The following is a 20,783-nucleotide window of genomic DNA, read 5'->3' on the forward strand; positions in this document are numbered from 1 at the left end:
TGTTATGTTTGAAGCCGCACGCGCTGGCGACGATATCGGACACTCATCCGCCCTGGCGGGTATGATTGGCGGCACGCTGGTCGGTGGTCTGATTGCCGCCGTCGGAGGCATCGCCGCCGGCGCGCTGATGCTGGCTGGCATCGGTGCTTCCTGTTTAGGCGTAGGCGTCCTGCTAATCGGCGCCAGCGTTGCCGTGGGTTATTTCACCGGCGAACTGGCCACGGCAGCCAGAGACGGTATTGTCGAGGCGGGTGCCGCCAGCATGACGAAAAAAGGCACAATCACCACCGGATCGCACAACGTCTTTATTAATGGCCGACCGGCGGCCATCGCCACCGGGAGTATGGTGACGTGCCAGGACGATGGCTCGCAGCAGATGGCGGAAGGTTCTTCGCGCGTGTTCATTAACGGCTTCCCTGCCGCGCGTCTCGGCGATCAAACCACCTGCGGCGCGAAGGTAATGACCGGGTCGGATAACGTTTGTATCGGCGGCAGCGCGCAGCAAACGTTACCCATCCAGTCTGAAGTTCCCGAGTGGCTCTATAAAGCGTCCGATCTCACTCTGTTATTTGCTGGCCTGGCTGGCGGCTTCGGCGGCGTGGCTGGTAAAGCGGGTGTCGTCAGTAAGATGCTGAGTAAATTACCCGGCATCAATAAACTTGGCCGCATCGCCTGTCGTGCGGGTGCGCTGATGACCGGGGCCGCCGCTGTCGGCATTATTGCCCGCCCGGTAGATATCGTTAGCGGCCAGAAGTTTCTCAGCGGCGATGACGAACTCGACTTCGTGCTGCCCTCGCGCCTGCCGGTACAGTGGCAGCGCCACTGGCGCAGCGGCAACCCCGGCGATAGCGTGCTGGGACGCGGCTGGAGCCTGTTCTGGGAGACACAGCTGACGCGCTATCAGGATGGTCTCGTGTGGCGCGCTCCGTCGGGCGATTATGTTTCCTTCCCTTTAGTGCCGAAAGGCCAGCGGACCTTCTGCGAGGCGGAAAAGTGCTGGCTTGAGCACCATCTTGATGGAAGCTGGTCACTTTATGACATCAGCGACGAGCGCTGGCACTTTGGCGCACTGCAGGACGATACGTCCTCGCTGCCGCTGCGCCTGGCCGATCGGTGCGGCAATGATATTCTGTTTGAGTGGAATGTTAAGGGTACGCTGCACGCATTGACCGATAGCGCCGGGCAACGCGTGGTGTGTCGCTATGCCCATGATCGCCTCACCGGTGTCTGGCTGGATGACGCGATCTGCTTAGTCAGTTACGCTTATGACGACAGCGGCCAGCTCATTACCGTGACAGGCCGGGGCGGTAGCGTGCGCCGCCGTTTTCAGTGGCGCGATGGTCTGATGAGCGCCCATGAGGATGCCAATGGCCTGCTCAGTGAGTATCGCTGGCGGGAGATTGACGGTTTACCGCGCGTGGTGGCATATCGTCACAGCGGTGGCGAGCAGCTGGATTTTTACTACGACTTTGAAAACGGCACGCGCCGGGCCACGCGTGATGACGGTACCGAAGCGCACTGGCTGCTGGATGATGATGACAATGTGGCGCGCTTTACCGATTTTGACGGCAGGCAGACCGCTTTTGTCTACCAGGAGAGCGAGCTGTGCGACGTTATCCTGCCCGGCGGTGCGATGCGCAGTAGCCGCTGGGATCGCTACGGCCGTATGCTGCAGGAGATCGATCCGGCTGGCCGCCAGACCCGCTATCACTGGCTGCGCCTGACTGACCTTCTTGTCCGCACTGATTACCCGAATCTGAGTGCCACGCACGCTACCTATGACCTGCAAGGGCGGCTGTTTACTGAGACCGACGCGTTAAACCACACCAGCACCTGGCACTACCCGGACGACAACGAGACGCTGCCCGACCAGATCACCGATGCCGCCGGTGGCGTGGTGCAGCTGTGCTGGAACCGTCAGGGCTTGCTGACGCAGCGCATCGACTGCTCCGGCAGCGTTACCCGGTTCAGCTATGACCGCTTTGGTTATCTGATCAGTAGCGAGGACGCTGAAGGCAACATCACTCAGCGTGAATGGAACGCAGCGGGTCAGCTGTGCGCGATTGTGCTTCCGGACGGCAGCCGCGAAACCCTGCACTGGAACGTGCATGGCCAGCTCAGCGCCTGGCGCGATGCGCTGGAGAGCGAAGTTCGCTGGACCTATAACGCGCTGGGACTGCCGGTTAGTGTGACTGATCGCATTGGCCGCACCCGACGCTGGCATTACGATCCGCGTGGCAATCTGCTGCGGCTGGAGAACGGCAACGGCGGTGAATATCACTTCAGCTATGATCCGGCAGGCCGCCCACTCAGCGAGACGCGACCGGATGAGACCGCGCGCTTAATGGCGTGGGACGAGCGCGGTTTTCTCACTTCGCTGCAGGAGCATGGCCGGCCGGAAGCCGACGGCGGCACCGCACGCCGCTGGCAGCAGTTCAGCCACGACGACAGCGGGCTGCTGATCGGCCGCACTACGCGCCATGCGGCATATCGTTACACGCGTAAAACCAGCGGTGAACTCGCCAGCGTGTTGTGCACGCCCACCGCAGAGGGCGCGGCGCTGGGCATTGAAGAGGACAGCGTCGCTTTCACTCACGATGCTGCCGGCCAGCTACTGCGCGAATCGGGCTGCACCGGTGCGCTGGAGTATGCCCGTGACGGGCTGGGCAACCTCACCATGCTGACGCTGCCGGGCGAACAGCAGCTGCAGTGGCTGCACTACGGCTCCGGGCACGTCAGCGCTATCCGCTTTAACCGACAGCTGGTCAGCGAATTTACCCGCGATCGGCTGCATCGGGAAATATCACGCAGCCAGGGCGCGCGTGAACAGCTGCGTCAATACGACAGCCTTGGCCGGCGCACGCTGCAGCGCAGCCAGCCGGGCACACAGGTTCCCCTGCCGGAGCAGGCTATCCTTGAGCGGGCGTTTCGTTACACCGCGCGCGGCGAGCTGGCGGGCGTCAGCGATACCCTGCGCGGCGACGTGCATTACGGCTATGACGCAGAAGGTCGTCTGCTGAAGCACTATGAAGCGCGCCAGGGCCACAGCACAGCGGCATTTCATTATGACGCGGCGGATAACCTCACCGCAGACGATGCCGGCCCGGCCGTTTTCCCCGTCACCGATAACCGGCTCGGGCAGTGGCAGAACCTGTTTATGCAGTATGACTGGTGGGGCAATCTGGTCCGCAGGCGGAGCGGCTTTAGCGAACAGCACTATACGTACGATGCCGAAAACCGTCTGATTAAGGCCGAAGGCAGCGGGCCGCAGGGCCGCTTCAGCGCGCACTATCATTACGATGCGCTCGGCAGGCGCATCCGTAAAACCGTGACCACGCAGCAGGGCACCCTCAGCACGCGCTTTTTGTGGCAGGGCTGTCGCCTGCTGCAGGAGCAACAGGAGAACGGCCGCTGCCATACCTGGCTCTATGACCCGGCTGAAACCTGGAGCCCGCTGGCGCGCATTGAGCACCGGCATGCAGATTCAGAGGGCGACATATTCTGGTTCAGCACCGACCTGAACGGCGCACCGCTGGAGATGACGGATGAGAACGGCGACCTGCGCTGGAGCGGCCAGTACGGCAGCTTTGGCGAAGTGCGCAGGCAGAGTGAGGGCTTCAGCCGCCGCGCGGTGCGCCCCGCCCTGCACCACCAGCCACTGCGCTATGCCGGACAGTACGCTGACAGCGAAACCGGGCTTCACTACAATCTGTTCAGGTACTATGATCCTCAGGTCGGCCGGTTTACGGTGCAGGATCCGATAGGGCTAAATGGCGGGCTGAACTTATACCAGTACGCGCCGAATCCGTTAAGTTGGATAGATCCTTTTGGTTTGAGTGTTCTTCGTTTAAGGCACTACACAAGCAACAAAGGCTTAGAAGGAATTAAAGAGAGTATGACTATTAAGCCCTCTGATCAAAATGCTGTGTTCGCAACAAAAGCGAAAGGAAATCCATTAAGTATGGCCGATGCTGCTGATAAGTTTAAAATAAAGCAAAATCATGCCAGAAACTATATTGACTTTGATATAGATTCTGACCGAGTTGAACTTAGAAAAAACAACTTAGGCGTTGAAGAGTACAAAATAAAAGGTGAAGTGAAGTTAAATGAAAAAACAACAAAGTTTGTTAAAAGGTGCTGAAAAATGAATGATAAATATTCAGATAAAACAGAAGCAATTAAAGATATTTTAACTTCACTGGAAGAAATTGTTGTTGTGATAGATAAAATAGGATCTGGTTTCGATGAAAGTAAAAAAACTGCGTCAGCATTATTACTTTTCTTTAACCAATGCAATGTTCTGGATAAGTTATCTAAAACAAGAAAATTCTTACACCAAGAGTTAGAAAGTAACCTATCACCGGAAGAATATGACGAATGGATTGAAAAAGATTTTAACATATGGCAGCCACCTTACGATAAATCAGAAGAAGAGATATTGAGGATGCTAGAATAAACAAAGCCCCTTCAAAAGATAAAGGCATGACTCTTATTTAATTAACGTTACGATCCGTAGGTCGGCCGTTGTGCGACCCCGGATCCGATAGGGCTAAATGGCGGGCTGAACCTTTATGCGTATGCACCGAATCCGCTGAACTGGATCGCCCCGTTGGGGCTGAGTAAGTGTGGGAACTTTACAAAGAATGCTGACGATATCCATTCCATGCAAAGCTCAATTAAGAATCAAACGGGTGAGCATACCGTTCTCAATAACACAGCTGCTCTTAAAAACGGTACTCTTAAGCCTACTGATTTATCGGCAATTAAAATTTGGCAAGACTCAAGCGGAAAATTATGGACTTTGGACCACAGGAGGCGGGCTGCATTCAAATTGTCAGGGCTGAAAGAAATACCGGTGCAGTGTGCTTCGGAGAAGGAAGTTGCTGGCAAAATGTGGAAAATGACCACGAAAACAGATGAAAAAATCATCATTCTTAAAATGAGTTATGGTATTAAGAGAGTTATAGATAGCTGAAATTTTAGATGATTTATTTCCGGTTAACAGTAAAGATGGGCTTGTTAAACTTATAGAAGCTCTGGCGAAAGATTTTAAAGACAACCCTGATGAATGGGAAAATAAAGATCTCAGCTCTTATCTTGGAGCTATCGCTTCATGGATAGAGGATATGGATGGGTATTATGAAAAGACTAACCAGCCCTTGCCAAAGGATACGAACTGGAAAGTTTTTGCAGATATTTTAATGGCTGCAAAAGTATACGAATAATAAAAGCCGGAAGCGACATTGACGGTCCTTCCGCCTTTTTACCGTCAGCCGCTGACCTGGGCCAGTAACATCTCGACCGACTATCGGGCCTGTCTGGCGTTCCACTTTTGCCACACATCGCCAGCCATTTCCAAAACAGATTCTGCGCCGAGGTGCAGCGTTCTCCTCTGTGCGGGCGGTGTCATCATGACCTTTTCGGATCAGTGACCAGCTAAATGCCTCAGCTAATGTAATAGAGTCAAAACCTTAAAACGAGATGCTGACTAACAGCAAAAATCACTCTGTATAGGGTGCGTGATCTATCTGGCACCGAAAGCATAATCGTCACACAACAGGATCATCTATCTGTACCACTAACTCTTCACCCTGATTATGGATATTGCCGACTTTCTTTGTTACCGGATGCCAGATGAAATCCTTCTCAGGTAAGGCCGCATCATGTGCGATCTTCTCCGCACGCTCCGGGCTGGTTTCAGCACTCAACCATTCATGAACAGCATCCGCAGTAAGCACCAGCGGACGACGATCGTGAATATCGACCATACCTTTGTTACTCGCGGCTGTCACAATAACAAACCCTTCGTGCCCATGATCCTTGTCGTATGGCGCTTTACCGATAGCAGCGAAGAACAGCGGCGCTTTTCTCTTGTGATAAATGAAGTAAGGTTGCTTTTTATCGCCCCCTCTCTTCCACTCAAACCAGCCGTCAGCCGGGACAATGGCGCGCCCGTGCTGCCACAGAGGTTTGAATATACGGCCCGATGCAGCGGTTTCACCGCGGGCGTTAATAAGAGGTTGCTTATTCCACCACTCGGGACCGTATCCCCAGTAGACCGGATCGAAATGAAGCTCATCTTCGCGTTCGTTGAGCAGCAAAACCTTTGTGCCAGGCGCAATGTTAAAGCGCCCTATCGGCTCAGGATCGTAAATGATTTCGTCAGGCTTTAACCCGAGTGAGTCAAAATAGCTATCTCTGCTGCTGTACTGCGCAAATCGTCCACACATAGACACCTCCTGCTTTAAAGATAGCGCGGTAGAGTTAGTTCAGGAGGAATGGCTCAGTCGAGCAGGCAAAAGATGTGCGTGGCGAAGTAATCCAGTAGCGTAAGCAGCATCGATAAAAGGGAAAATCAGGTGGCGTGGAAGCTGGCTTAAGTTCTTGAAAGTATTTGGCACGCCCTACAGGATTCGAACCTGTGACCTACGGCTTAGAAGGCCGGTGCTCTATCCAGCTGAGCTAAGGGCGCATAGAAGATGCGTCGGATTATACGTTGGCAGGCTGGCGCGTCAACGTTTTTGCCGCAGCAGCGCGGCAGAGTGTTGAGGGATTGAGCAATTACGCTTAATGGCGCTGACGCCAGTCGCTCAGCGACACCAGATTACTCGCCTCAGCCGATTCCCCTTCCAGCTCAATCCCCTGCTGCGTAAAACGCGCATTGTACTGCTCGCGCAGCGCGTGTAGCTCCTGGCTGTCCGGCTCCAGCTGACGCAGAAAACCCAGGGCCAGCAACAGCTGCTGGCGCGAAATCAGCGCAGAGAAACCCGCCTTGCTCAGAATACCGTGCCAGCGCAGCGTATTCGCTTCGCTGCCGTCCACAATCAGTACCTGCCAGATCAGCAGAACCATCGCGCCATTCTGCAGATGCGCCTCGTTATCGCCAGCGATGTAATCGATGAACTCCTTTGCCGCCTCTTTCCCCATCAGCGAAAGCATTGACTCAATATGCACCGGCGGCAGCCCCAGGCGCTTGTTCAGTGCCTGCGCGGCGTGGCGCGAACGGGCGGTCAGCAGCTGAAAACCCACAACAAACACGATCGCCAGCGTGGCGAGCATCAACCAAATCATCACGTCATCCACATCATGTCCAGGCGGGCATAATACGCGCTAACGCGGCCTCACGTCACGGCGAAAAAATCGGGAAACGCACTGTGCCAGCGAATCTGTGACTGACAGCCGCACGCGCTTCTGACAGAATAGACGCCATCCCCGATTTAACCCTCTACAGATGGATTTCCTCTCTGATGGCAGCAAAAATTATTGACGGTAAAACGATTGCGCAGCAGGTGCGCCTTGAGGTTGCCGAAAAAGTGCAGCAGCGTGTGGCAGCCGGTAAACGTGCGCCAGGTTTAGCGGTTGTGCTGGTGGGTGAAAACCCGGCCTCGCAAATTTATGTCGCTAACAAACGCCGCGCCTGTGAAGAAGTGGGTTTTATCTCCCGCGCTTACAACCTGCCTGCCAGCACCAGCGAAGCTGAGCTGCTGGATCTGATCGATCAGCTGAATAACGATGGCGAGATCGACGGCATTCTGGTGCAGCTGCCGCTGCCGGCGGGCATTGATAACGTGAAAGTGCTGGAGCGCATCACGCCGGACAAAGACGTTGATGGCTTCCACCCCTATAACGTTGGCCGCCTGTGCCAGCGCGCGCCGAAGCTGCGTCCGTGTACGCCGCGCGGCATCGTTACACTGCTGGAGCGCTACAATATCGACACTTACGGCCTGAACGCCGTGGTGGTAGGCGCTTCCAATATTGTAGGCCGTCCGATGAGTATGGAGCTGCTGCTGGCCGGGTGCACCACTACCGTCACCCACCGCTTTACCAAAGATCTGCGTCATCATGTCGAGCATGCCGATCTGCTGGTGGTCGCCGTGGGCAAACCGGGCTTTATTCCGGGTGACTGGATCAAGCCGGGTGCGATCGTCATTGATGTCGGTATTAACCGTCTGGAGAGCGGCAAAGTCGTCGGCGATGTCGATTTCGAGGCGGCTGCCGAACGCGCCGCCTATATCACGCCGGTGCCGGGTGGTGTTGGCCCGATGACGGTGGCCACGCTGATCCAGAATACGCTACTGGCGTGCGAGCAGTATCACGATGTGGAGGAGGCGTAATGGCGAATTTTTCTCTGGGTAAACACGCACACGTTGATCTGTGCGATCTGCTGAAGCTTGAAGGCTGGGTCGAGAGCGGCGCGCAGGCCAAAATCGTGATCGATGAGGGTGCAGTGCGTGTTGATGGTGCCATTGAGACGCGCAAGCGCTGCAAGATTTTCCCCGGCCAGACGGTCGAGTTTGCCGGTCAGCGCGTAACGGTTGTCGCCTGACAGACGCGGTGCGCATGCCTGCGGGCGATAAATTGGCATAAAAAAGGGCGAACTGCGGTTCGCCCTTTTTGGTTATTTACGGCGCCAGCTGGAGCCCTGCGGGCCATCTTCAACGATAACGCCCAGCTCATTGAGCTTGTCACGCGCAACATCCGCCTGCGCCCAATCTTTCGCGGCGCGCGCATCGGCGCGGGTTTTTACCCAATGCTCAATCTCTGCCACTTCATCCTGGTCCACCTGCGCACCGCTCTGCAGGAACTGCTCCGGGTCCTGTTGCAGAATGCCCAGCACGTCCGCCAGCTGTCGCAGTTTGGCTGCCAGCGCGTCGGCAGCCGCTTTATCTTCGCTCTTCAGGCGGTTCACTTCGCGTGCCATGTCGAAGAGTACGGAGTAGGCTTCCGGGGTATTAAAGTCATCGTCCATCGCCGTGCGGAAGCGCGCTTCAAACGCTTCGCCACCCGCTGGCCTGGCGCTGGCATCGGTGTGGCGCAGCGCGGTGTAGAGGCGCTCCAGCGCGGCACGCGCCTGGTTGAGGTTATCTTCACCGTAGTTGAGCTGGCTGCGATAGTGACCGGACATCAGGAAGTAGCGCACGGTCTCAGCATCGTAGTGCTGCAGCACATCGCGCACGGTAAAGAAGTTGCCGAGCGATTTTGACATCTTCTCGCGATCGACCATCACCATGCCGGAGTGCATCCAGTAGTTCACATAGGGGCCGTCGTGCGCACAGGTGGACTGTGCCACTTCGTTCTCGTGATGCGGGAACATCAGGTCTGAACCGCCGCCGTGGATGTCAAAATGGGTGCCCAGCTGTTTGCAGTTCATCGCCGAGCACTCAATGTGCCAGCCCGGACGGCCGTTGCCCCATGGCGATTCCCACGCTGGTTCGTCGGCTTTGGACATTTTCCACAGCACGAAGTCCATCGGGTTGCGCTTCACTTCGGCCACTTCAACGCGTGCACCGGCCTGCAGCTGCTCCAGATCCTGACGCGACAGCACGCCGTAATCGTTATCGCTCAGCACGTCGAACATCACGTCGCCGTTGTCGGCTACGTAAGCGTGGCCGCGTTCGATAAGCTTGCCAACCAGCTCAATGATCTCCGCGATATGGCGGGTCGCGCGCGGCTCCAAATCCGGCGGCAGAATGCCCAGCGCGGCAAAATCTTTGTGCATCTCCGCGATCATGCGATTGGTCAGCGTTTCGATGCTCTCACCGTTTTCATTGGCGCGTTTGATGATTTTGTCATCAATATCGGTGATGTTACGTACATATTTCAGCTGAAAACCCAGGTAGCGCAGGTAGCGTGCCACCACGTCAAATGCCACAAAGGTACGCCCATGGCCGATATGACAGAGGTCGTAAACCGTGATTCCACACACGTACATACCGATTTCACCGGCATGGATGGGTTTAAATTCCTCTTTCTGTCGACTCAGGGTGTTATAGATCTTTAGCATTGAACGGTTCCGTTTTTTACGTGTGCGGGATACGCCTTCTTTTGTAGCCGGTTATTGTGCCGTATTTTTCCGACTTGTGCATCGCTGGCATACCAACTGCCGTTGGCTTACTGACGCGTTATTGGAAATTGTGATATAAGAAGCGTCTACAAAAATGCCCCGCCGCTCTGCTGGCGCGGCAGTTGATACTGACGACAACCTCCACAGGACGAATATAATGGTCACTTTCCAGACGAACCATGGCGATATCGTAATCAAAACCTTTGACGATAAAGCGCCGGCAACCGTGCAGAACTTCCTGGATTACTGCCGTGAAGGTTTTTACGACAACACGATTTTCCACCGTGTAATCAATGGTTTTATGATTCAGGGCGGCGGTTTTGAGCCGGGCATGAACCAGAAAGCTACCAAAGCGGATATCCGTAACGAAGCGAACAACGGCCTGAAGAACACCAAAGGCACGCTGGCGATGGCACGTACCCAGGCACCGCACTCTGCCACCGCGCAGTTCTTCATCAACGTGGCGGACAACGACTTCCTGAACTTCCGCGACGAAAGCCTGCAGGGCTGGGGCTACTGCGTATTCGCCGAAGTGGTTGAAGGCATGGACGTGGTCGAAAAAATCAAAGCGGTTAAAACGGGCCGCAGCGGCATGCACCAGGACGTTCCGGTTGACGACGTTGTCATCCAGAAAGTGACTGTTAGCGAGTAATGTCGCGCACGCTGTTTATCGCAGATTTACATCTGTGTCAGGAAGAACCGGCAATCACTGCCGGTTTTCTGCATTTTTTGCAGGGTGAAGCGCAGCAGTGCGATGCGCTTTACATCCTGGGCGATCTGTTTGAAGCCTGGATTGGCGACGACGATCCGAATCCGCTGCATCAGCAGATCGCCGCGGCCCTCCGGGCCCTGCCGGTACCAAAGTACTTCATCCATGGCAATCGCGACTTTCTGCTTGGTAAACGCTTTGCGCGCGCCAGCGGTATGACGCTGCTGCCGGAAGAGCAGGTACTCACCCTGTACGGTCAGCGCGTGCTGATTATGCATGGCGACACGCTCTGTACCGATGATACCGGCTATCAGCGCTTTCGCGCGAAAGTGCATCAGCGCTGGCTGCAGCGTCTGTTTCTCGCCCTGCCGCTGCGGGTGCGTATGCGCATTGCCGCGCGCATGCGCGCCGACAGTAAGCAGGCCAATCAGCATAAATCGCTGAGCATCATGGATGTGAACCAGCAGGCGGTGGAGGCGGCGATGACGCGCCAGCAAACGCCGGTGTTAATCCACGGCCATACGCACCGTCCGGCGATTCATCACTTCTCCCTGCACGGCAGCGCGGCGCAGCGCGCGGTACTGGGCGCCTGGCATGAAAACGGTTCGATGGTTCAGGTCGATGCCGGCGGCGTGAGCCTTATCGAATTTCCGTTCTGACTTTACGGGCGTAAATGCCCGTTTTCCGCCTACGCAACCGTTTTCCTTACTGCCATCTCATGCTATTCTCTGTGCCCTTCTTTACCTGCCCGCCCGGCCAGGTTCGTTTGACTATTCACAGGAGTTGACCGCATGTCATCCAACGCCACCCCGGCCCGTATCGCCATCGTCATGGGCTCTAAAAGTGACTGGGCTACCATGCAGTTCGCCGAGGAGATTCTTAACAGCCTGGATGTGCCATTCCACGTTGAAGTGGTCTCTGCTCACCGTACGCCAGACAAACTGTTCAGCTTCGCCGAAACCGCAGCTGATAACGGCTTTCAGGTGATCATCGCCGGTGCCGGCGGTGCGGCACACCTGCCGGGCATGCTGGCCGCGAAAACGCTGGTGCCGGTGCTGGGCGTGCCGGTACAGAGCGCGGCGCTGAGCGGCGTTGATAGCCTCTACTCAATTGTGCAGATGCCGCGCGGTATTCCGGTGGGCACGCTGGCGATCGGTAAAGCCGGTGCCGCCAATGCTGCGCTGCTGGCGGCACAGATTCTGGCTATTCATGACCAGGCACTGGCGACACGCCTGGCAGCCTGGCGCCAGACGCAGACCGATGAAGTGCTGGAGAACCCGGACCCGCGGGGGAACGCATGAAGCCGGTTTGCGTATTGGGTAACGGCCAGCTGGGCCGTATGCTGCGCCAGGCGGGCGAGCCGCTGGGCATTGCGGTCTATCCGGTGGGGCTTGACGCGGAGCCCTCCGCCCTGCCCATTGCAGAGAGCGTGATCACCGCAGAGATTGAGCGCTGGCCGGAGACCGCGTTAACGCGCGAGCTGGCACGCCACCCGGCCTTTGTGAATCGCGATATTTTCCCGCGTCTGGCCGATCGCCTGACGCAAAAACAGCTGCTCGATCAGCTCAATCTGGCGACCGCACCCTGGCAGCTGCTGGCTGACAAACGCGAGTGGCCGCAGGTGTTCAGCACGCTGGGCGAGCTGGCCATCGTGAAGCGCCGCACCGGCGGTTATGACGGTCGCGGCCAGTGGCGTTTACGCGCGGCTGAAATCGACACGCTGCCGGATGCGTGCTACGGCGAGTGCATCGTTGAGCAGGGCATCAACTTCAGCGGTGAAGTGTCGCTGGTGGGCGCGCGCGGTCAGGATGGCGGCACGGTATTCTACCCGCTGACGCACAACCTGCATGAAGAGGGCATTCTGCGTACCAGCGTGGCCTTTCCGCAGGCTGATGCCGCGCAACAGCAGCAGGCCGAAGCGATGCTTAGCGCTATCATGCATGAGCTGAACTATGTCGGCGTGATGGCGATGGAGTGTTTTGTTACGCCGGAAGGGTTACTGATTAACGAGCTGGCGCCACGCGTGCACAATAGCGGCCACTGGACGCAGAATGGCGCATCAATCAGCCAGTTCGAGCTGCACCTGCGCGCGGTACTGGGCCTGCCGCTGCCGCAACCGGTGGTATTTGCGCCATCGGTGATGGTGAATCTGATTGGTACTGACGTCAACCTTGCCTGGCTGCAGCAGCCGCTGGTGCATCTGCACTGGTACGATAAAGAGGTGCGTGCCGGCCGCAAGGTTGGGCATCTGAATCTGACCGATAGCGATCGTGCGCGTCTGGCGTCGGCCTTGAATGCGCTGGTTCCGCTGCTGCCGGCAGCCTATGCTTCCGGCATCGCCTGGGCAGTCGCGAAGCTGTAACGCCGCGCGCCTGGCCGTTCGGCTCCCGCAACGGTGATAACCGCTTCCGGGGGCTAATCGTCACGCCTCCAATCACGCAGCTTCAAATCGCCGGAACAGCGCCTTACCTTTCAGCAAGCGTACACCCAGCCAGCCTCCGCACAGTGACAACAGCAGCGCGCCGCAGAGGGGTAGTGCGAACCACAAGGTCCAGTCCGGCTCCCACGGGAAGTCAAAGATCTTGCGTTGCAGGCCCCACAGTGCCGCTTCCGCGCCCAGCGCCGCCGCAATGCCGGATACCACGCCAAGCAGCGCAAACTCGCACCACAGCGTGCCGCGCAGCAGCCGCTTGCTGGCACCGAGCGTACGGTAGACCACCAGCTCCTGACGCCGTTGCCGCATACCGACCTGGATCTGTGCCATGAGCAGCAGCACACCACATACCGTGACCAGAATCACCATGATCTCCAGCGCCTGGCTCACCTGCGCCAGCACCTGGCCGATCTGCTTCAGCATGCTGCCAACATCCAGCAGGCTTAAGGTGGGAAATGCCCGGTTCAGCTGGGCCAGCATTGCTGGATCGCTCTCCATACGGAAGCTGGTGAGCCAGGTTTGCGGCTGTTGATCGAGCGCGCCAGGCGGGAAGATAAAGAAGAAATTCGGCCGCAGGCTCTCCCAGTCCACTTTGCGCAGGCTGGTGATTTTGGCGCTGAACTGCTGTGTATCGCCGCTGAAGGTGAGCGTATCGCCGGGCTTCACGCCGAGACGGTCAGCCAGCTCCACTTCCATCGACACTTCACCGGCCTGCGGTGGCCAGCTGCCGGCCACCAGCGGATTGTGATCCGGCCGTTCCGCCTGCCATGTCAGGTTCAGTTCGCGGTTCAGCGCATTATCCAGCTTCGGATCGGCCTTTTTGCCGTTCAGCTCAGTCAGGCGCGCACGCACGATGGGGTAGAACGTTTCCGCTTTAATGTGATGCTGCTGCAGGAAGTCGCGCACCTGCGGCACCTGCTGCTGTGTCAGGTTGAGCAGGAAATAGTTTGGCGCATCGGCCGGCAGCTGCTGCTGCCAGCGATCCAGCAGATCGCCGCGCATCACCAGCAATAGCGCCAGCAGCATAAAGGAGAGTGAAAAGGCCGCCAGCTGACTGAGCGTCATCACCGGTTGTCGCAGCAGACGGTTGATCGCCAGCCGCAGCGCCAGATTGCGCACCACCAGCTTACGCAGCAGCAGCAGCGTGCCCAGCCGAGCAGCGCCAGCAGCAGGGCCAACATTACTACGCCCGCCAGTAGCGCCCAGAGCATTTTGCTGCCGCCCATCAGCAGCGCCAGCAGCGCGACCACAATTAGCGCCATCACCGGCAGATAGATGCGGAGCGGCCAGACGCTGGCTACCGCATCACGGCGCAGCACCCGCAGCGGCTGCGTCGCCATCAGCAGGCGATACGGCCGCAAGCCCACCAGCAGCGAAATCACAAACATCGCGCCGATCGCCCACAGCCATGGCCAGAAGCTGGCGGCCGGCAGCGCGGCCGGCAGCACCGGTTTCAGCATCACCAGCAGCGCCAGCTCAATCCCCTGCCCCAGCGCACTCCCGGCAATGGCAGCCAGCAGCAGGACCGCCAGCCATTGACCGATGATCAGCCGCTGCAGCGCTTTGCGCGTCGCCCCGAGCGTTTTCAGCACCGCCACCAGATCGTACCGGCTGCGGCAGTAGTGACTCATCGCCACCGCTACCGCCGCAATCGCCAGCAGCAGCGTCAGCAAAGCTGACAACAGCAAAAATTGCTGGGCGCGCTGCATGGAGCGGCCCAGTGCATCTTCAGAGTTCTCCACGCTGATCCAGCGCTCACCCGCCTTCAACTGCGGCTGAATCCAGCTGTCGTAGCGCGCCAGCGGTGCCGCATCGCCGGAAAACTTATAGCGCCAGCTCAGGCGGCTGCCAGGCTGAATCGCACCGGTTTTGTCGACGTCAGCCAGGTTCATCAGCAGACGTGGCGATGTCTGGAAAGGATTGAAACCGCCATCCGGCTCCTGGATCACTTCACCCGCAATGCGCAGCGTGGTATCGCCAACGTCGATGTTATCGCCCACTTTCAGGTTGAGCAGCGCCAGCAGGCGCGGCGCGGCTAAGACCGTACCGGCCATCGGACGTAAGCCTGGCGGCTCCGTTTGCAGCGTACCAAACATCGGATAGGCGTCATCTACCGCTTTGACGTCCGCCAGCTGCGGCGTCTCTTGTGCGAAGGTCATGGTCATGAAGCTGAGCTGACGGCTGACCGCCAGCCCCTCTTCACGCGCTTTGTCCAGCCAGGCCTCCGCTGCCGGCTTACTGCTGCGCAGCGTGCGATCGCCCGCCATAAAGTCGCGGCTCTGCTGGCTTAACCCTTTTTCCATGCGATCGCTGATTGAACCCAGTGCCAGCACGCAGGCCACTGCCAGCGTCAACGCCAGCCAGACAATCAGCAGCGAGGGCGAACGCCACTCGCGCCAGAACCAGCGCCAGATCATACCTCCTCCCACAGCTTGCCGTCGCGCAGCCGCAGCCGCCGGTCACAGCGTGCCGCCAGCTGCTCATCGTGCGTGACCAGAATTAGCGTGGTGGCAAAATCACGGTTGAGGGAGAAGAGAAGATCGGCAATGCGGTCACCGGTTTTGCGGTCAAGGTTGCCGGTCGGTTCATCAGCAAACAGCAGGCCGGGCCGGCCGCTAAACGCGCGCGCCAGCGCCACACGCTGCTGCTCACCGCCCGAAAGCTGTGCCGGCAGATGGTGCAGACGCGCTTTCAGGCCAAGCTGAGCAAGCAGTTCGGTCGCCTGCACGCGGCTGTCGCGATCGCTGTCGCCCCGCAGCAGCGCGGGCAGCTGAACGTTCTCCAGCGCGTTTAGCGTCGGCACCAGCATAAAGGATTGGAAAACAAAGCCGACTTCGCGCGCGCGCAGCGCGGCGCGCTGCTCCTCGTTCATACTGTGCAGCGGCTGGCCCAGCAGGTGCACTTCGCCGCTGCTGCCATCATCCAGCCCGGCAAGGATGCCCAACAAGGTTGATTTACCGGAACCCGACTCGCCAATCAGCGCGATGGTTTCAGCTGGTTTGACAACCAGCTCAACTCCGGTAAGGATGGTCAGCTGATGCTCTCCCTGACCGACGGACTTAGTAAGATGATGAACTGCAACAATGTTTTCCGCTGGCATTATCCCTTCCTGTTGTTATTGCTTCTGCTGGTGTCGCGTATCGCCGCCGCCGATACGCTGCTGGTGTTAGGCGACAGCCTGAGCGCCGGCTATCGCATGTCCGCCACGGCCGCCTGGCCCAGCCTGCTTGATAAATCGTGGCAACAGCAGCCCAAAGTCGTGAACGCCAGCATCAGCGGTGATACCGCCGGCCAGGGACTGGCGCGTTTGCCGGGCCTATTAAAACAGCATCAGCCCCGTTGGGTGTTAATCGAATTGGGCGGTAATGACGGTCTGCGCGGCTTTCCGCCGCAATCTATCGCCCGGGATTTAAGTAAAGTGATCGACCAGGTTAAAGCGGCTCACGCGCAGCCGCTACTGATGCAAATTCGCTTACCGGCTAATTATGGGCGACGTTATACCGAGGCGTTCAGCGCGATCTATCCGCAGCTGTCCCGGCAGTACAACATTCCACTGGTGCCCTTTTTTATGGAGCAGGTCTATCTGAAGCCGGAGTGGATGCAGCAGGACGGTATTCACCCCAATCCGGATGCCCAGCCGTTTATCGCCAAACTGATGGCTAACGAACTGGCTCCGCTAGTAAAGCAGAATTAACGCAGGCGCGTGATGAAACACAGGTAAAGAAATGCAAAAACGAATCTTAATCACCGGCTGCTCCAGCGGGATTGGTCTGGCCGCCGCCAACGACCTGCTGGCGCGTGGCTATCACGTGCTGGCAGCCTGCCGGCGCGCAGAGGATGTTGCGCGCATGAACGCGCTGGGCTTTACCGGCATTCAGCTGGATCTTGACGATGCCGCCAGCGTGGATGCCGCCGCTGACCACGTCATCGCGCTGACGGAAAACTGCCTGCACGGCCTGTTTAATAACGGCGGTTTCGGTCAGTACGGCCCGCTGAGCAGCCTATCGCGCCAGCAGCTGGAGCAGCAGTTCTCTACGAACCTGTTCGGCACCCACCAGCTTACGCTGCGCCTGCTGCCCGCCCTGCAGAACAGTGGCGATGGCCGTATTATCAATACCAGCTCGGTACTGGGTCTGATCTCCACACCGGGGCGCGGCGCCTACGCAGCCAGCAAGTGGGCGCTGGAGGCCTGGAGCGATGCGCTGCGCATGGAGGTGCGCGCGTCTGGCGTGCGCGTCAGCCTGATTGAACCGGGGCCCATTGCCACCCGCTTTACCGACAATGTGCAGCAGGGTCAGCAGGATAAACCGGTGCGCAATCCCGGTATCGCTGCGCGCTTTACCCTGCCGCCGGAGGCGATTTTGCCTAAACTGCGTCATGCACTGGAGAGCCGGCATCCGCGCCTGCGCTATCCGGTCACGCTGGTTACCTGGACGATGAGCCTGCTGAAGCGCTTGCTGCCGGGCTGGATGCTGGATCGCATTTTGCGCAGCAACTGAACTGCAAGCCCGAATTGAACTTGAAGCCCGGGCGTTTGCCCCCATATCCTTTACACACTTTCTGCCAAGAGACGTATTCATGTCACACGCTTTGATTATCGACATCAACGAATCCAACCTGCAGCAGACGCTGGAGCAATCCGTGCAGCTGCCGGTGCTGTTCTACTTCTGGTCGGAGCGCAGCCAGCACTGCCAGCAGCTGACGCCCGTGCTGGAGCGGCTGGCGCAGGAGTATGCCGGTCAGTTTATTCTGGCGAAGCTGGATTGCGATAAAGAGCAGATGGTGGCCTCGCAGTTTGGCCTGCGTTCGCTGCCGACCGTGTATCTGTTCCAGGACGGGCAGCCGGTAGATGGCTTCCAGGGGCCGCAGCCGGAAGAGGCGATCCGCGCGCTGCTGGAAAAGGTGCTGCCGCGTGAAGAGGAGCTGAAGGCCCGGCAGGCGATGCAGCTGATGCATGAGGGCAAACCGCTTGAGGCGCTGCCGCTGCTGAAAGATGCGTGGCAGCTGAGCAATCAAAACAGTGAGATCGGTTTTCTGCTGGCAGAAGCGCTCATCGCGTTAAACCGTAGCGATGAAGCGGAAGCGGTGCTGGCGGTAGTGCCGCTGCAGGATCAGGATACGCGCTATCAGAGCTTGATCTCCCAGATCGACTTGCTGAAACAGGCGGCGGACACGCCGGAGATCCAGCAGCTGCAGGTGCAGCTGGCAAGCGAACCCGCAAATGCCGTGCTGGCTGCTAAACTTGCGTTACAGCTGCATCAGGTGGGCCGCAACGAAGAAGCGCTGGAGCTGCTGTTAAGCTTCCTGAAGAGCGATCTCAGCGCCGGCGAAGGTGAAGTGCGTAAAATGTTCCAGGAGATTCTGGCCGCACTCGGCACCGGTGATGCGCTCGCCTCGCGCTATCGTCGCCAGCTTTACTCGCTGCTGTACTGATCGGTACCGCGCGTTAAACGGGCCGAAGCGACTCGGCCCGACAATCTGACAGCCTGGAGGTTATATGTTAGCAGTGATTCCCGTCATCATCTTGCTTGCGCTGGTGACCGTATGGGCAGGCGTAAAAGTCGTCCCGCAGGGCTATCAATGGACGGTAGAGCGCTTTGGGCGCTACACCAAAACCCTGCCGCCCGGCCTCAATTTAGTGGTGCCGTTCATGGATCGTGTTGGTCGCAAAATCAACATGATGGAGCAGGTGCTCGATATCCCTTCGCAAGAGATCATCTCCAAAGATAACGCCAACGTCACCATCGACGCCGTCTGCTTTATTCAGGTCGTGGATCCCGCGCGGGCGGCTTATGAAGTCAGCAACCTTGAGCTGGCGATCCTCAACCTGACCATGACTAACATTCGCACCGTGCTTGGCGGCATGGAGCTGGATGAGATGCTGTCGCAGCGCGACAACATCAATACCCGCCTGCTGCATATCGTTGATGAAGCCACCAATCCGTGGGGCGTGAAAATCACCCGCATTGAAATTCGTGATGTACGTCCGCCGCAGGAGCTGATTGCGGCGATGAATGCGCAGATGAAGGCCGAACGCACCAAGCGCGCCGACATTCTGGCCGCAGAGGGCGTGCGCCAGGCCGCGATCCTGCGCGCCGAGGGCGATAAGCAGTCACAAATACTGAAAGCTGAAGGCGAACGCACCTCAGCGTTCCTGCAGGCGGAAGCGCGGGAGCGCCAGGCAGAAGCCGAAGCCAACGCCACGCGCGTAGTGTCAGAAGCGATCGCTGCGGGTGACATCCAGGCAGTGAACTACTTTGTGGCCCAGAAATATACCGATGCGCTGCAGAAAATTGGCGAAGCGAATAACAGCAAAGTGGTGATGATGCCGCTGGATGCCAGCAGCCTGCTTGGCTCCATTACCGGTATCAGCGAACTGCTCAGGGAGAGCCGGCAGGAGCGTAAACTGTGATGGTGATGGAGCTGATTGCGCACCCGCACTGGTTCTGGCTCACGCTGGGCGGCTTGTTGCTGGCGGCTGAAATGCTGGGCACCAACGGCTACCTGCTGTGGAGCGGCGTGGCTGCCGTGCTGGTTGGCCTGATTGAGTGGCTGTTCCCGCTCTCCTGGACCAGCCAGGGTACCCTGTTCGCAGTGCTGACGCTGCTGTGTGTCTTTGTCTGGTATCGCTGGATCCGCCATCGCGAAGCGTCACAGCAGCCGAATACGCTCAATCAGCGCGCCAGCCAGCTTATCGGCATGCACCTGACGCTGGACGATGCCCTGAAGCAGGGGACTGGCCATGTGCGCATTGGCGACAGCAGCTGGCGCGTGCAGGCCAGTGAGGATCTCCCGGCGGGCACGCCGGTGATTGTGACCGGCGTAGTCGGTATCACGTTGCTGATTCAGCCACGCTTCCCCTCATCCTGACGGCAGCAGCCCGCCAGATGATTGATGATCGGACACTCGGCACCGTCATCGCCCGGGCAGGCTTCCGCCAGCGCCAGTAAACGCGCGCGCATCGCGTGAAGCTCTTCAATATGAGCAGCAATCTCATCGGCCTTCTGCAACGTACGGGCTTTGACATCCGCGCTGTGACGCGCGGGATCGTTGAAGAGCGCGACCAGCTCCCGGCACTCATCCAGGGTAAAACCGACCTGACGCGCCTGGCGCAGCAAATTGAGCTCATCAAGATGATGCGCACCGTAGCGCCGGTAGCCATTGTCACTGCGAAGGGGCGGCGTGACTACGCCCTTCTCTTCATAAAATCGAATGGCTTTGCTGGTCAGCCCGGTTTTTTTTGCCACATCACTGATATTCATCGTTGCCCCTTGACCTTCCCCTGAATGGAAGGTTTAGGCTTTATAATTAATGCAATAACGGCAGTGAGTCAAAACTAAACGCATGAGGAGTTAACGATGTCACAGGTTCAATTACTGGCGCTGGACGGCTTGTCCTGCGGCCACTGCGTTAAACGCGTAAAAGAGGCGCTGGAGCAGCGCAGCGATGTTGATCAGGCTGAGGTCACGCAGCAGGAAGCGCGCGTCACCGGTGCCGCCAGCGCCAGCGATCTGATTGCTACCGTTGAACAAGCGGGCTATCACGCGGTGCTGAAAGATGAGGCTGCTAACCCAAAGCCTGATCCGTTGCCAGCTCAGGAGCCGCAGCCGGAGGCGCTGACAACGGAGTCGCAACCGGCAGAACAGGACCTCCCGGTACACCATCTGCTGATTGGTGGCATGAGCTGCGCCAGCTGCGTCAGCCGCGTTGAGCAGGCGCTGCAAAACGTGCCCGGCGTCAGCCAGGCGCGCGTCAACCTGGGCGAGCGCAGCGCGCTGGTGCTGGGCACGGCTACG

20 protein-coding genes, 1 tRNA gene and 2 pseudogenes are annotated in these 20,783 nt (G+C 58.3%); 16 read left to right on the forward strand and 7 right to left on the reverse strand.

The window, feature by feature from the left end; translation table 11 throughout:
- Window positions 1-4: 4 nt before the first annotated feature.
- The 4 genes and pseudogenes from HA48_RS09995 to HA48_RS22940 all read left to right on the forward strand — a co-directional run bounded on the left by HA48_RS09995 (window position 5) and on the right by HA48_RS22940 (window position 5,225).
- Window positions 5-4,141, forward strand: coding sequence for an RHS repeat-associated core domain-containing protein (locus tag HA48_RS09995; protein ID WP_158086965.1), 4,137 nt, complete (start codon window positions 5-7; stop codon window positions 4,139-4,141).
- 3 nt (window positions 4,142-4,144) lie between these two features.
- A complete protein-coding gene (locus tag HA48_RS10000; protein WP_128601106.1) occupies window positions 4,145-4,456 on the forward strand; it encodes a hypothetical protein in 312 nt (103 codons plus the stop codon).
- Between the two features lie 60 nt (window positions 4,457-4,516).
- Window positions 4,517-4,975 (forward strand): annotated as a pseudogene (locus HA48_RS10005) (RHS repeat-associated core domain-containing protein); the annotation flags it as partial.
- Window position 4,976: 1 nt separating this feature from the next.
- Window positions 4,977-5,225, forward strand: coding sequence for a DUF7660 family protein (locus tag HA48_RS22940; RefSeq protein ID WP_128601144.1), 249 nt, complete (start codon window positions 4,977-4,979; stop codon window positions 5,223-5,225).
- A 324-nt stretch (window positions 5,226-5,549) separates the two neighbouring features.
- Here the strand turns inward: HA48_RS22940 and HA48_RS10015 are convergent, their stop codons facing one another.
- The 3 genes from HA48_RS10015 to HA48_RS10025 all read right to left on the reverse strand — a co-directional run bounded on the left by HA48_RS10015 (window position 5,550) and on the right by HA48_RS10025 (window position 7,071).
- Window positions 5,550-6,230 carry an SOS response-associated peptidase family protein gene (locus HA48_RS10015; protein WP_128601109.1) on the reverse strand — a complete coding sequence of 227 codons (681 nt, stop codon included), beginning with the start codon at window positions 6,228-6,230 and terminating at the stop codon, window positions 5,550-5,552.
- A 165-nt stretch (window positions 6,231-6,395) separates the two neighbouring features.
- Window positions 6,396-6,472 (reverse strand) — tRNA-Arg (locus tag HA48_RS10020).
- A gap of 95 nt (window positions 6,473-6,567) precedes the next feature.
- Window positions 6,568-7,071 carry a DUF1198 family protein gene (locus tag HA48_RS10025; RefSeq protein ID WP_128601112.1) on the reverse strand — a complete coding sequence of 168 codons (504 nt, stop codon included), beginning with the start codon at window positions 7,069-7,071 and terminating at the stop codon, window positions 6,568-6,570.
- Between the two features lie 176 nt (window positions 7,072-7,247).
- On the opposite strand from HA48_RS10025, the gene folD reads away from it, so the two are divergent.
- Together folD and ybcJ are read left to right on the forward strand one after the other, a co-directional pair.
- The gene (gene folD / locus HA48_RS10030) at window positions 7,248-8,114 is read left to right on the forward strand and encodes a bifunctional methylenetetrahydrofolate dehydrogenase/methenyltetrahydrofolate cyclohydrolase FolD (RefSeq protein WP_128601114.1); all 867 of its coding nucleotides are present in this window, start codon (window positions 7,248-7,250) and stop codon (window positions 8,112-8,114) included.
- Window positions 8,114-8,326 (forward strand): ribosome-associated protein YbcJ, encoded by a 213-nt coding sequence (gene ybcJ, locus HA48_RS10035; RefSeq protein ID WP_128601117.1) that lies wholly within the window; start codon window positions 8,114-8,116, stop codon window positions 8,324-8,326. The genes folD and ybcJ overlap by 1 nt, the downstream gene beginning before the upstream one ends.
- Window positions 8,327-8,398: 72 nt before the next feature.
- On the opposite strand, the gene cysS is transcribed toward ybcJ, so the two are convergent.
- Window positions 8,399-9,784 carry a cysteine--tRNA ligase gene (gene cysS, locus HA48_RS10040; protein ID WP_128601119.1) on the reverse strand — a complete coding sequence of 462 codons (1,386 nt, stop codon included), beginning with the start codon at window positions 9,782-9,784 and terminating at the stop codon, window positions 8,399-8,401.
- A gap of 217 nt (window positions 9,785-10,001) precedes the next feature.
- Between cysS and ppiB the strand changes: the two genes are divergently transcribed.
- The 4 genes from ppiB (at window position 10,002) to purK (ending at window position 12,915) form a co-directional block, all read left to right on the forward strand.
- Window positions 10,002-10,496 carry a peptidylprolyl isomerase B gene (ppiB, locus tag HA48_RS10045; protein WP_128601121.1) on the forward strand — a complete coding sequence of 165 codons (495 nt, stop codon included), beginning with the start codon at window positions 10,002-10,004 and terminating at the stop codon, window positions 10,494-10,496.
- The gene (locus tag HA48_RS10050) at window positions 10,496-11,212 is read left to right on the forward strand and encodes a UDP-2,3-diacylglucosamine diphosphatase (RefSeq protein ID WP_128601123.1); all 717 of its coding nucleotides are present in this window, start codon (window positions 10,496-10,498) and stop codon (window positions 11,210-11,212) included. The genes ppiB and HA48_RS10050 overlap by 1 nt, the downstream gene beginning before the upstream one ends.
- A 132-nt stretch (window positions 11,213-11,344) precedes the next feature.
- Entirely contained in the window at window positions 11,345-11,854 is a 510-nt protein-coding gene (gene purE / locus HA48_RS10055; RefSeq protein ID WP_128601125.1) for a 5-(carboxyamino)imidazole ribonucleotide mutase, read from the forward strand.
- On the forward strand, window positions 11,851-12,915 hold the full coding sequence (purK, locus tag HA48_RS10060; RefSeq protein ID WP_128601127.1) for a 5-(carboxyamino)imidazole ribonucleotide synthase: 1,065 nt from the start codon (window positions 11,851-11,853) through the stop codon (window positions 12,913-12,915). The genes purE and purK overlap by 4 nt, the downstream gene beginning before the upstream one ends.
- A 72-nt stretch (window positions 12,916-12,987) precedes the next feature.
- Here purK and ybbP read toward each other — a convergent pair.
- Both ybbP and ybbA read right to left on the reverse strand, forming a co-directional pair.
- Window positions 12,988-15,404, reverse strand: a pseudogene (gene ybbP / locus HA48_RS10065) (putative ABC transporter permease subunit YbbP).
- Complete coding sequence (ybbA, locus tag HA48_RS10070; protein ID WP_128601129.1) at window positions 15,401-16,087, reverse strand: putative ABC transporter ATP-binding protein YbbA; 687 nt, start codon at window positions 16,085-16,087, stop codon at window positions 15,401-15,403. The pseudogene ybbP and the gene ybbA overlap by 4 nt, the downstream one beginning before the upstream one ends.
- On the opposite strand from ybbA, the gene tesA reads away from it, so the two are divergent.
- The 5 genes from tesA to HA48_RS10095 all read left to right on the forward strand — a co-directional run bounded on the left by tesA (window position 16,055) and on the right by HA48_RS10095 (window position 19,857).
- On the forward strand, window positions 16,055-16,681 hold the full coding sequence (gene tesA / locus HA48_RS10075; protein WP_244182826.1) for a multifunctional acyl-CoA thioesterase I/protease I/lysophospholipase L1: 627 nt from the start codon (window positions 16,055-16,057) through the stop codon (window positions 16,679-16,681). The genes ybbA and tesA overlap by 33 nt on opposite strands.
- 31 nt (window positions 16,682-16,712) lie before the next feature.
- Window positions 16,713-17,486, forward strand: a complete 774-nt coding sequence (locus HA48_RS10080) for an SDR family oxidoreductase (RefSeq protein WP_128601133.1) — start codon at window positions 16,713-16,715, stop codon at window positions 17,484-17,486.
- 79 nt (window positions 17,487-17,565) lie between these two features.
- A complete protein-coding gene (locus HA48_RS10085; RefSeq protein ID WP_128601135.1) occupies window positions 17,566-18,420 on the forward strand; it encodes a thioredoxin family protein in 855 nt (284 codons plus the stop codon).
- Between the two features lie 64 nt (window positions 18,421-18,484).
- Complete coding sequence (locus tag HA48_RS10090; protein ID WP_128601137.1) at window positions 18,485-19,399, forward strand: SPFH domain-containing protein; 915 nt, start codon at window positions 18,485-18,487, stop codon at window positions 19,397-19,399.
- Window positions 19,399-19,857, forward strand: a complete 459-nt coding sequence (locus tag HA48_RS10095; RefSeq protein WP_128601146.1) for an NfeD family protein — start codon at window positions 19,399-19,401, stop codon at window positions 19,855-19,857. Before HA48_RS10090 ends, HA48_RS10095 begins: the two co-directional genes overlap by 1 nt.
- Here HA48_RS10095 and cueR read toward each other — a convergent pair.
- Window positions 19,833-20,249, reverse strand: a complete 417-nt coding sequence (gene cueR, locus HA48_RS10100) for a Cu(I)-responsive transcriptional regulator (RefSeq protein WP_128601139.1) — start codon at window positions 20,247-20,249, stop codon at window positions 19,833-19,835. The genes HA48_RS10095 and cueR overlap by 25 nt on opposite strands.
- 96 nt (window positions 20,250-20,345) lie before the next feature.
- On the opposite strand from cueR, the gene HA48_RS10105 reads away from it, so the two are divergent.
- Window positions 20,346-20,783, forward strand: a 438-nt coding sequence (locus tag HA48_RS10105) for a cation transporter (protein ID WP_208613125.1), incomplete at its 3' end; no start/stop codon positions are given.

Source organism: Pantoea wallisii, assembly GCF_002095485.1.
Classification (GTDB): Bacteria; Pseudomonadota; Gammaproteobacteria; order Enterobacterales; family Enterobacteriaceae; genus Pantoea; species Pantoea wallisii.